Source organism: Novacetimonas cocois (assembly GCF_003311635.1).
In the GTDB taxonomy this organism is placed as follows: Bacteria; Pseudomonadota; Alphaproteobacteria; order Acetobacterales; family Acetobacteraceae; genus Novacetimonas; species Novacetimonas cocois.
On sequence record NZ_QEXL01000016.1, the window covers coordinates 30,260 to 41,644 of the forward strand.

At 62.2% G+C, this 11,385-nt stretch carries 12 protein-coding genes; 9 read left to right on the forward strand and 3 right to left on the reverse strand.

The genetic code is table 11. The annotated features are described in order from the left end of the window. Positions 1–68 precede the first annotated feature (68 nt). Positions 69–824 carry a Crp/Fnr family transcriptional regulator gene (locus NJLHNGOC_RS12020; RefSeq protein ID WP_113596580.1) on the reverse strand — a complete coding sequence of 252 codons (756 nt, stop codon included), beginning with the start codon at positions 822–824 and terminating at the stop codon, positions 69–71. A gap of 214 nt (positions 825–1,038) precedes the next feature. Here NJLHNGOC_RS12020 and NJLHNGOC_RS12025 point away from each other — a divergent pair, with 214 nt between their 5' ends. The 8 genes from NJLHNGOC_RS12025 (at position 1,039) to NJLHNGOC_RS12060 (ending at position 8,320) form a co-directional block, all read left to right on the forward strand. Next, complete coding sequence (locus tag NJLHNGOC_RS12025) at positions 1,039–1,515, forward strand: hypothetical protein (RefSeq protein ID WP_113596581.1); 477 nt, start codon at positions 1,039–1,041, stop codon at positions 1,513–1,515. Between the two features lie 104 nt (positions 1,516–1,619). After that, the gene (locus NJLHNGOC_RS12030) at positions 1,620–2,405 is read left to right on the forward strand and encodes an OmpW/AlkL family protein (protein WP_110528376.1); all 786 of its coding nucleotides are present in this window, start codon (positions 1,620–1,622) and stop codon (positions 2,403–2,405) included. Positions 2,406–2,409: 4 nt separating this feature from the next. Then, on the forward strand, positions 2,410–3,780 hold the full coding sequence (gene hemN, locus NJLHNGOC_RS12035) for an oxygen-independent coproporphyrinogen III oxidase (RefSeq protein WP_113596582.1): 1,371 nt from the start codon (positions 2,410–2,412) through the stop codon (positions 3,778–3,780). Positions 3,781–3,782: 2 nt separating this feature from the next. Continuing rightward, positions 3,783–4,460, forward strand: a complete 678-nt coding sequence (locus NJLHNGOC_RS12040; RefSeq protein ID WP_239021510.1) for a 2OG-Fe(II) oxygenase — start codon at positions 3,783–3,785, stop codon at positions 4,458–4,460. A 171-nt stretch (positions 4,461–4,631) separates the two neighbouring features. Further along, a complete protein-coding gene (locus tag NJLHNGOC_RS12045; RefSeq protein ID WP_113596583.1) occupies positions 4,632–6,269 on the forward strand; it encodes an electron transfer flavoprotein-ubiquinone oxidoreductase in 1,638 nt (545 codons plus the stop codon). Between the two features lie 84 nt (positions 6,270–6,353). Beyond that, a complete protein-coding gene (locus tag NJLHNGOC_RS12050; RefSeq protein ID WP_113596584.1) occupies positions 6,354–7,103 on the forward strand; it encodes an electron transfer flavoprotein subunit beta/FixA family protein in 750 nt (249 codons plus the stop codon). A 2-nt stretch (positions 7,104–7,105) separates the two neighbouring features. Further along, positions 7,106–8,044 (forward strand): electron transfer flavoprotein subunit alpha/FixB family protein, encoded by a 939-nt coding sequence (locus NJLHNGOC_RS12055; protein WP_113596585.1) that lies wholly within the window; start codon positions 7,106–7,108, stop codon positions 8,042–8,044. A gap of 42 nt (positions 8,045–8,086) precedes the next feature. After that, positions 8,087–8,320, forward strand: coding sequence for a hypothetical protein (locus tag NJLHNGOC_RS12060; RefSeq protein WP_206059787.1), 234 nt, complete (start codon positions 8,087–8,089; stop codon positions 8,318–8,320). Here NJLHNGOC_RS12060 and NJLHNGOC_RS12065 read toward each other — a convergent pair. Beyond that, on the reverse strand, positions 8,306–8,509 hold the full coding sequence (locus NJLHNGOC_RS12065; RefSeq protein WP_110528364.1) for a hypothetical protein: 204 nt from the start codon (positions 8,507–8,509) through the stop codon (positions 8,306–8,308). The two genes, NJLHNGOC_RS12060 and NJLHNGOC_RS12065, sit on opposite strands and share 15 nt — an antisense overlap. A gap of 584 nt (positions 8,510–9,093) precedes the next feature. Here NJLHNGOC_RS12065 and NJLHNGOC_RS12070 point away from each other — a divergent pair. Further along, positions 9,094–10,596, forward strand: a complete 1,503-nt coding sequence (locus tag NJLHNGOC_RS12070; protein WP_408890880.1) for an MATE family efflux transporter — start codon at positions 9,094–9,096, stop codon at positions 10,594–10,596. Between the two features lie 57 nt (positions 10,597–10,653). On the opposite strand, the gene NJLHNGOC_RS12075 is transcribed toward NJLHNGOC_RS12070, so the two are convergent. Next, positions 10,654–11,226: a sterol desaturase family protein gene (locus tag NJLHNGOC_RS12075; protein ID WP_239021511.1), complete on the reverse strand. Its 573-nt coding sequence runs from the start codon at positions 11,224–11,226 to the stop codon at positions 10,654–10,656. Positions 11,227–11,385: the final 159 nt, after the last annotated feature.

Sequence of the window (11,385 nt, forward strand, 5' to 3'; positions counted from 1 at the left end):
TTAAAATTGCCGCTTTCGCTGCAGGGGCCTGCCCCTGTGGCCGCACGAAACGGCGGGAGGTGCGGGGATCAGTCCTCGCCCTCAGCTAGGCTTTCGAGTCGTTCCTGCGCAAGGAGGGTAATGGCATAGCCCTTGCCAACGTCGATCATCCCCTGCGCGCGCATCCAGCTCAGCGTACGGCTGACGGTTTCGATGGTCAGGCCCAGATAATCGGCGATATCGCCCCGCGTCATGGGCAAGTGAAGCTGCCCCTCGCTGTTCAGTTCGCCGTGGTTCGCCTGATCCAGCAGGAAACTGGCCACCCGCTCACGGGCGGTCTTGCGCCCCAGGAGAAGCATCTGGTTCTGGGCCGCAACCAGTTCGTTCGACGCCTCCTCAAGCAGGCGGCGTTCCATGCGGGGGAAATCATCCAGCAGGATGCGCATGCGTTCGCGCGAAAAACGGCACAGCCGCACGGTATCGACCGCTTCGGCCCCGAAGGCGTAACGGTCGGACACCGCAAGCCCGAGGAAATGCCCCGGCCCGGCAAACCCCGTGATCTGCCGCCGCCCATCAGGCAGCGCCTTGAACAGCTTGACCGTGCCGGATGTCACGTTGAAGAAATCGGTCGCCGGCTCCCCTTCCTCGATGAAGCAGCGGCCGGGGGTCACGATGGTTTCCACTGCGGCTTCGGCCAGGCGGCCTATGTCTTCGTTCTCGATGGCGCTGCACACGCTGGAGGGGCGGACATTGCACATCTTGCAGAAATCTGCCTGAAGCCCGGCAGTGCCCATGACAAGACGCCGTGGTCGCTGCTCGAACTGGCACGAAGACGTATCCGGCATGTTTTCCCCAATTCCCTGCTGTCACCCGATGTGACGTCATGTGGCGCCCGCGACGGGGCGCCCGCGCGGACACTAAGTTGGGCACCGGCAAATGACTGCTGCCCGAAAGCCCGGCAGTATGTATGACCCCTTGATATAAATCAATGCGGAGCCCCGATCCCGATCCGGTAAATCATGCAGGTCAATCATCTTCGGGCAAAGGATTCCGCCACCAGTGCATGGACGCTCTCCCCTGACGGTCCGGCGGCTTGGCGCTGCGGATATCCTGGTACTCTACCCCCTGATCCAGCATGCTTTTCCCGAAATGGAACGTCGGCGGTGGATGGACGTGGGGCGTCGCATGTCCGCGCGGCGCAAGCGCCCGCGACAGGGCATACTGGTCGCCCATTACGGGCCGCGCGGCCTGCCATGCGCCATGGTGACCTACCGCCGCGATTTCGACATCCGCCTCGGGCAGGTGCTGACCAGCGACCATTACATCGTGATGACACCGGGCGATGCACAGCACGTCATGAACGCCTTTCATCCGGTCATGGCGGAGCTGGCACGCGAACTGGGATGCCATGCAATACGCACAATGCAGCCCGTCACAAAAATGACAACCCACCCCCAAAAAGTGTGTCCTGACGAACACATAGTCGAAAGAACCCTGCTTTTAACGGAAATTAACGGTTTCTCTCCGCCTTCCTGATTGATCCATATCAAGGTGCGATGTAAGCGCCCCATGATTGTTGCCATTCATCAAAATCAGTTGTTTGCGACGTTCAGTCGTCAGAACGAAAAGGTCCGCACCAGATGAAGAAAATGCGTAATACTGCCGTTGTGGCGGCTCTGGGTGCCGCAGTTGTCGCACCCGTCGCGGGCCATGCTCAGACGACTGCGCCGTCCACCTATGTCAACGCCCCGCTGGCCGCCCCCGTCGCACCCTCGCGCCCGCATGGTCACTGTGGCATTTTTGAGACATGCGCCAGCACCAAGATCGGTCTGGGCAAGGGCGATTTCATGATCCGCCTGTCGGCCGTCGGCGTCCTGCCCGAAGACCGCGACAGCAAGGTCTGGCTGGATGGCAAGGCCCTGCCGGGCGCGCGCGTCAAGACGACCAATCAGGTCATGCCCGAACTGACGTTCGAATACTTCGTGACCGACAACATCTCCCTCGACCTGATCGCCACCAGCACCCGTCATGAAGTCGCGGGTGAAGGCGGCGCGCTGGGTGGCAAGACCGATGTCGGCAGCGCCTGGGTGCTGCCGCCGACGGTGACGGTCGCGTGGCATTTCCGTCCGCACAAGCGCCTGAACCCGTATGTGGGCGTGGGCGGCACGTTCATGTGGTTCCACAACATGAACGCCAGTGGCGCGCTGGGCCTGAACAAGCTGAACTCCGGCTTTACCGGTGGTCCGTCGATCAATGCCGGTGTCGATTACCAGCTGGTGGGCAACTGGTTCTTCAACTTCGACGTGAAGCAGATGTTCGTGCGCATGCACGCCTGGGCTGAAAACGACACCGAAACCCTGAAGGTCAAGGCCCACGACTCGCTGGACCCGACGGTCGTCTCTGCCGGTATCGCTTACCGGTTCTGATGACATGAACGTGGCAGATCCCGCCGCGCTGCTGGCGCGGTACGCCCGGAACCTGCCACGTTACACCAGCTATCCCACGGCGGCGCAGTTCACTGATGCCGTGGGGCCGGATGACGCGCGGCAATGGCTGCGCGCCGTGCGACCGGGCGATCCGGTCTCCCTCTACCTCCATGTTCCCTTCTGCGACACGCTGTGCCGCTTCTGCGGGTGCAATACCGCCGTCCTGCGCAGCGCCGACGCCCGGGCCGCCTATGCCGCCCTGCTGATCGAGGAACTGCGCCGGGTTGTCGAACTGATCGGCACCGGCCATCCCGTCTCCCACCTGCAATGGGGGGGCGGAACACCCACCACGCTGCCGGTGGGCACGCTGCGGCAGGTCATGCAGACCATCCGCAGCAGCTTTGCCGTGTTGCCCGACGCGGAAACCAGCATCGAAATCGACCCGCGCCACCTTCCCGCGCATTACCCTGCCGTGCTTCGCGAACTGGGCTTCAACCGCGCCAGCCTGGGCGTGCAGGACATCGATCCCGCCGTGCAGGAAGCCTGCGGTCGCATCCAGAGCCTGGAGCAGACGCGCGCCTGTATCGACATGCTGCGTAACGAGGGGATCGGTTCGATCAACATCGACCTGATCTATGGCCTGCCGCGCCAGACGGTGGCTGGCGTGCGCGACACGGCCACCGCAATCGCGGCGCTGGCGCCCGACCGGCTGGCGGTTTTCGGTTATGCCCACGTGCCGTGGAAACAGAAACGCCAGAACCTGATGCCCACAGGGCAGCTACCCGATCCCGCAGCCCGTTTCGCGCAGAGGGCGGCCATCCACGAAGCCCTGTGCGATGCGGGATACATGCCCATCGGGCTGGATCATTACAGCCGCCCCGACGACCGCATGGCCACCGCGGCGCAAAGCGGCACGCTGCATCGCAATTTCCAGGGGTACACCACCGACCCGGCAGAGGTCCTCATCGGGGTGGGAGCCTCCGCAATTTCATCCTTTCCCCAGGGACTGACCCAGAACGCGATCTCCTCCGCCGCCTATGCGCGGCTGATCGGGGCGACACGCGACTGCCTGCCCGTGGTGCGCGGCGTCCGCCGCACGCCCGATGACCGGCTGCGTGCCGCGATCATCGAACGGCTGATGTGCGACATGGCGATCGACCTTGGCGATGTCATTCACCATCACGACCTGCCCCGGGATCATTTCCGCGACGAAATACGCGCCCTTGCCCACCTCGAGGCCGACGGGTTCGTCGCCATATCGGGGCAGCGACTCCATATCCCCGAAAAAGGCCGGCCCTTCCTGCGCCATGTCGCGGCCGTTTTCGACCGTCACCTAGACACGGACAGGCCCCAGCGCCACGCCAGCGGCGTCTGAGCATGCCCCCGCATGGCGCCTCCACCGGTCCCGTGACGCATCAGGATGCCTATACCTCCGTGATCGGCGCCCTGACGGCGGCGCGCCACGCCGTTGCGCCGTTTCCCCACTGGCACATGGAAAACGTCCTGCCACCGTCGGTGACGGCAGCACTGCTGGCATGGGATCCGGGCGCGACATTCCATGCGGGCGAAAATGACGGACGGCGAGACGTGCGCAATGGCAGGCGCATTTTCGTAACGCCCGCCGTCCGCGACCGTGATGCGGACCTGGACCTGCTTGCCCACCTGTTCGACGCGCCCGCCGCGCGACGGCATTTCGAACGGACGTGCCATATCGATCTGGCCCATACGTTCCTGCGCCTTGAACTGTGTCTCGATACGGACGGATTCTGGCTCAGCCCCCACACCGATATCGGGGCCAAGCGCCTGACGCTGCTGATCTCCCTGTCCATCGACCCCGACGCGCATGAATGGGGCACCGACCTTCTGACCCCGCAGGGCCGGCCGGTGGCCCGGGCGTCGGGCGCGTTCAATTCCGGGCTGCTGTTCATTCCGTCGGACCGGTCATGGCACGGCTTCGTGCGGCGTCCCATCACCGGCCTGCGCCGGACGCTGATCGTCAATTATGTCGGTCCCGAATGGCAGTCGCGGGGCGAACTGGCCTTTCCCCCGCAGTAGCCGCCGGAACGGGAAACCATATCCACGTCCGCCCGTGGATATATGCATCATGCACGATACACATGCACAAAAGCTTTATTCCCGTTTCAAACGGTTCTAGGAAGCGTTGCTACATGTGGTATCCCACCTATCCATGTCATCCCGGTCATGACGCAAGAGGACAGATTAGGTATGAGCGAAAACCCGCGCGAGATTATGGAATTCGACGTCGTAATCATCGGCGGCGGCCCATCCGGACTGACGACGGCCATCCGATTGCGTCAGCTTGCCCCCGACACCAGCGTCTGCCTGATTGAAAAGGGCAGCGAGATCGGGGCGCATATCCTGTCCGGCGCGGTGATCGAGCCGCGCGCGCTCGATGAACTCCTGCCGCACTGGCGCGACAGCGGCGCGCCGCTGAACACCCCCGTCAGCGAGGAGCACATGCTCTACCTGACGCAGACGCGTGGCTATCGCGTGCCGATGCTGGACCGCGTGATGCCGCACATGCGCAACCACGGCAATTATATCGCAAGCCTTGGCGAAGTATGCCGCTGGCTCGCGACGCAGGCCGAGGCCATGGGCGTAGAAATCTATCCCGGTTTCGCAGGGGCGGAGGTCCTGACCGAAAACGGGCGCGTGGTGGGTGTCGCGACGGGCGACATGGGCATCGGCCGCGATGGCAAGCCGGGTGACAATTATGCACCGGGAATGGAACTGCGCGCGAAATACACCATCTTCGCCGAAGGCTGCCGCGGGTCGCTGACCAAGCAGGTCATGCAGATGTACAACCTGCGCAAGGGCGTCGATCCCCAGACCTATGGGCTGGGCATCAAGGAACTGTGGGAAATCCCCGCCGAACTGCACCGCCCCGGCCTGGTGCAGCACAGCTTTGGCTGGCCGCTGGATGATCGCACCTATGGCGGGGCGTGGATGTACCATTTCGGGGAAAACCTCGTCTCCTACGGCTTTGTCGTGGGGCTGGATTACCCCAACACCTGGCTTTCCCCGTTTGACGAAATGCAGCGCGTGAAACTGCATCCCTCCTTCCGTCCGTATTTCGAGGGCGGGCGTCGCCTGTCCTATGGCGGACGCGCCCTGTCCGAAGGCGGGCTGCAGTCCATTCCCCGCCTGACCTTTCCCGGCGGCATGCTGGTGGGTGACACGGCGGGCTTCCTCAACGTGCCCAAGATCAAGGGCACGCATACCGCGATGAAGTCGGGCATGCTGGCGGCCGAGGCCGTGGCGGAGGCCTTCCTGACCAACCGGGTGGAACCGGGTTCCTATACGCGGCGCATCCGGGAATCGTGGCTGTGGGACGAACTGCGCGGCGTGCGCAACATCCGCCCAGCCTTCGCGCGCTTCGGCATGAAGGGCGGCGCGCTGTATTCGGGCATTGACGCGATGCTGCTGCGCGGGCGGGCACCGTGGACGCTCCATACCCGCCATGCCGATAACGAGACGCTGGAGCCTGCCTCCATCTCGCCGAAAATCGATTATCCCAAGCCGGACGGCAAGGTCACGTTCGACAAGCTGTCCTCCGTCTTCCTGTCGAACACCAACCATGAGGAAGACCAGCCCGTGCACCTGAAGGTGCGCAGCATGTCCATGTGGAAGACCGTCAACTGGGACGTGTTCCGCTCCCCCGAAAGCCGCTACTGCCCTGCGGCGGTGTATGAGGTCGTGGACGAGGAAACGAACCCCACGCTGCAGATCAACGCGCAGAACTGCGTCCACTGCAAGACATGCGACATCAAGGACCCGACCCAGAACATTGACTGGGTGACGCCCGAAGGGTCCGGCGGTCCGAACTACCCCGGCGGCATGTAGGCACATGCCCGTGGACGCCAGCGCCTGCCGCATGGCGTCCCTCCTTTCCCATCCCCCATCCAGCCACAGACAGGAAGAGACGTGATGAAGGTTCTTGTCCCCGTAAAGCGCGTGATCGACTATAATATCAAGCCACGCGTGAAGGCCGACGGCACCGGCGTTGAAACCGCCGGCGTCAAGATGTCGATGAACCCGTTCGACGAAATCGCAGTGGAAGAGGCCGTCCGCCTGAAGGAAAAGGGCGTTGTCACGGAAATCGTGGCCATTTCCATTGGCGAGCCCAAGGCGCAGGACACGCTGCGTACCGCCATGGCCATGGGGGCGGACCGTTCCATCCTGGTGGAAACCGACGCGGTGACCGAGCCCCTGGCGGTGGCGAAGGTGCTCAAGGCGCTGGTGGAAAAGGAAAAGCCCGATCTGGTGATCCTGGGCAAGCAGGCCATCGATGACGACATGAACGCCACGGGCCAGATGCTGGCCGGGCTGCTGGGCTGGCCGCAGGGCACGTTCGCCAGCAAGGTGGAGATCACCGATGGCAAGGCCATGGTCACGCGCGAAATCGATGGCGGCCTGCAGACCGTCGCGCTCACGCTGCCGGCCATCGTCACGGCGGACCTGCGCCTGAACGAGCCGCGCTATGCCTCGCTGCCGAACATCATGAAGGCACGCAAGAAGCCGATGGAAAAAATCACGCCCGCCGAGGTGGACGTGGACATGACCCCCCGCCTGAGCATCGTGTCGGTGGCCGAACCCACGGGACGCAAGGCGGGCATCAAGGTGGATTCCGCAGCGGAACTGGTCGCGAAGCTGCGTAACGAAGCAAAGGTGATCTGATCATGACCGTACTCGTACTCCTCGACCACGAAGCCGGCGCCATCAAACAGGCGTCGCGTTCCGCCATCGCGGCGGCGTCAAAGCTGGGTGATGTCGATGTGCTGGTCGTGGGCCGCGATGCCGCCAGGGCCGCCACGGCGGCGGCGAAGCTGCCCGGCGTGAAAAAGGTCCTGAGTGCTGCGGATGGCGTCAGCGCGGATGAACTGGCCGAGCCCGTGGCGGCACTGCTGGCCTCGCTGGCGGATGGCTATACCCACATCCTTGCCGCGTCGAGCGCGAACGCCAAGAACACGCTGCCGCGTGCCGCCGCGCTGCTGGATGTGCAGCCGATCCCCGATGTCGTGGAAGTCATCGACGCCGATACCTTCGTGCGCCCGATCTATGCCGGCAGCGCGCTTGCCACGGTAAAGTCCTCCGACCCGAAAAAGGTCCTGACGGTCCGTGCCTCCGCCTTTGACCCGGTCGCGACCGAGGGGGGCTCGGCCCCGGTCGAGAATGTTTCCACCCCGGCGGACGATACCCGTTCGCAGTTTGTCGGCACCGAACTGTCGCAGTCGGAGCGTCCGGAACTGGAATCCGCGCGTGTCGTGGTGTCCGGCGGGCGCGGCATGCAGAACGAAGAGAATTTCAAGCTGCTGGAGCCTCTGGCCGATCGTCTGGGTGCCGCCATCGGCGCGTCGCGCGCGGCGGTCGATGCCGGGTTCGTGCCCAACGATTATCAGGTGGGACAGACCGGCAAGATCGTGGCGCCGGAACTGTATATCGCCATGGGCATTTCAGGCGCGATCCAGCATCTGGCTGGCATGAAGGACAGCAAGGTCATCGTGGCGGTCAACAAGGACCCCGAGGCCCCGATTTTCCAGATTGCGGATTACGGCCTGGTGGGTGACCTGTTCGAGGTACTGCCCGCGCTGGAAGCCGAACTCGACAAGGCAGGCTGAGGGACACGTTCCCCGGCGATACGACCTTATGACGGGCGGGGCATGTTCCCTGCCCGTTTTTTGTTGGCAGGTCCTTCTGGCCCCCAACATGGGATGCAATTCCCTGAAAATCATCAGGAAGTTTTTGGTGAAGCTTTTTGCAAAAGCTTCGAAGAACGCCGCCTTTTTGAAAAAAGGCGGCACCCAAAAACTTTTGTTAATTATCAATTGATTATCTTAAACGATCCCTTGCAAACCGGGCAAAACCGGGATGGTCGCGTCTCAGTCTTCGCCTAGCACGGCGCGGGCACGGCGAACGATCGTGTCATATTCCTCCTGCGTCAGGTCTCCGCGATGCAGCATCTCGCTCGCCCGGGCGAGGGCATCACGGGCATGTGTCTCATCAGGAATGGGATAGCGTCGCCCCGGCAGGGCAAATGCCGAATCCGGCAGTGCATCACGTTCGGCCGTTGTCAGTCTGGACATGATCCGTATCCTTCTTAGCGTTCATGCGGGCACTTTCCATCCGGAATGACCCCGTATGCAAAGATTACGCCGCCCCGGCCCGTGATCGCTACGTAAAAGACAAAGACATGCCCCCGCCTAAATGCACGGCTGGCCCAGGTCAAAAAAAACGGGACACACTGCAATTGCAATGTGCCCCGCCCAGGTGGCCACACATGAGCATGTCATGTGGAATTTTATACCAGACTGTATTCAGTCCGGACGTTTCAGTATTTTGCGAAGCCATGCTGACTTCATGAGCCATTATTGGCATTTATTTTCCACGAGGTCAACATAAAAAATAAAATAGATATCGTTTTTACTTTTTTTGCACCGCACAATTACTGTGTTTATTTTGCATTGCACAATGGACATCAGAATACAGACACAAATGACACAAATCAGTGCGCCATCGCCCGACCGGGGATTATTCACCCCACGGGCCGCATGCAATATGTTCCTGATCCCGGGGATGTCCTGTATGGTGGATACATGAACCGCCTGACTGGCCCTGGCCGATATCGCATGAACGTACGCTATGGCCGCAATATCCGGACCAGCGCCGGATGACGCGCATGCGACGGCCCGCGTCCAGACGGCATGCCGCCTTCTGTCAGGGCAGCATCATGCGCCATGTGGTCGTCATGGCGGGCACCGGCGCCATCGGCCTGATGGCCGTGTTCATGGTTGACCTGCTGAACCTGTTCTACATCTCAACGCTGCACAATCCCGCCCTGACGGCTGCGATCGGCTTTACCGCAGCAGTCGGGTTCATCCAGATTGCCGTCTCCATCGGCATGTCGATCGGGCTCGGGGCGACGACGGGTCGGCAGATCGGGGCCGGACACCACGATGTCGCGCAACGCATCGCCTCTTCCTTTTCCGTCGTCATGCTGGCGCTGACCAGCCTGATCGGGTTTGGCACGGCCCTGCTGGCCCATCCCATCCTGCATGCGCTTGGCGCCCATGGCGAGGCGGAGCATCAGGCAGCGCTTTACCTGTATATTGCCTCCCCCCTGCTGCCGCTGATCGCGACGGGCATGGGATGTTCCAGCCTGCTGCGCGCGGTGGGGGCGGCCCAGCAATCCATGAATGTCACGCTGGCGGGCGCGCTGATTTCCGCCGTGCTGGATCCCATCCTGATCCTGTGGATGAATCTGGAACTGGAGGGGGCGGCCCTCAGCACGCTTGCGTCACGCGCGCTGGTGGCGGCACTTGGCATCTGCTGCGCGCGTCAGCACGACCTGCTGGCGCGGCCCGTGGCACGGTTCATACGCGCCGATACCTATTGCGTCGGGCACATCGCCGTTCCCGCCATCCTGACGAACCTCGCCACGCCCGTGGGTGGTATTTTCGTCACCCATGCCATGGCGTCCTTTGGACTGGCGGCGGTCGCGGGACAGGCCACCATTGACCGCATCGTACCCGTCGCCTTCGCCTTCGTATTTGCGCTGACGGGTTCAATCGGGCCAATCATGTCGCAGAATCTGGGAGCGGGCCAGGTCGCGCGCGTGCAGGAAACACTTGTGGCCGCGCTGAAGCTGGTGATGGGATGCGTGGCCCTGACATGGGCGATCCTGTTCCTGGGACAGGACATCGTGATCCGGATTTTTTCGGCCACCGGCACGACCGCCGACCTGATCCGCCTGTTCTGCAACTGGACCATTGGCGGTTACGTCTTTATCGGCATGCTGTTCGTCGCGAACTCGGCGTTCAACAACCTTGGTTATCCGCTGTACTCGACGCTGTTCAACTGGGGGCGGGCGACGCTGGGCACCATTCCCTTTGTCTGGATCGGCACCCGTTTCGGCCCCATGGGCGTGCAGGTGGGACAGGTGATGGGAAGTGTCCTGTTCGGGCTGGGGGCGGTCGGGATGGCCTTCAACGTCGTCCGCACCCTTGATGCCAGGCCTGTCGGGCCGGAAAGCGACTCGATCCCCTCCCTGCCGCCGGCGCAAAGCGCGGAAAGTGCCATGATCGAACTCGACGATCTGGATAACGAGGCGCAGGAATTCGATCAGGGGGAAGAGGACGCGCAACACACCGCCCTGTCGGACAACAGGAACTGATCCCTGCCGTACACTTCTGTCAGGGAAGTGTGGCCAGATGTCTTCGGGCGAAAGGGATCAGGATTTCTTCTGCTGTATCACGAGCAGCGTATGGAAAGTCCGGTCGATAAAGGTGCTGGTAATGCCATAATTGGTGTGATGGTCGCGGTAATGATGGTTGATGTGATGAATTTTCAGCCGACGCAGCAATGGCCCGCGCATCGGAAACTGATGGCAAGAATAGTGGATCACATCATAAAACACGTAACCGCCAAAAAACCCGGCGGCCAGACTTCCGCCCCGGCCTGATCCCAGCATGAAAACGCCCACGCCCCAGATGACCCCCGCCAGCGGGATCGTCACGCTGAGCGGCATGAGGTTCCGCAGGGGATGGTTAGGCTGTTCATGATGGTTTCCATGCAGCAGATAGACCAGCGACTGCACGGCCACATAACGTGCCTGCAGATGGAACAGGAAACGGTGCAGCAGATATTCGGTGGGAAACCAGACCGCAAATCCGATAGCCGTCCACAGGATGAATCCCATGACGGAAGAGGATCGCCATGCGCCATAGGCCAGCGCCATGGCAAGAAGCGGCAGCCAGACGCACAGGAACACGCGAAAGGACAGGAGGGTCAGGCGTTCAAGCATGGAATTCCTGAATAGCCGTACCGGTTCCTCCATCTTCTGCCTGTCGTTACCCTGCATGCTGGCTACCCTCGCAAAACCGATCTGGAACATAAGCAGAAAATCGCCCGTCGTACGTACCAGCCCGTCCTGACCTCATACTGCCCGATTATTCCAGAAAAC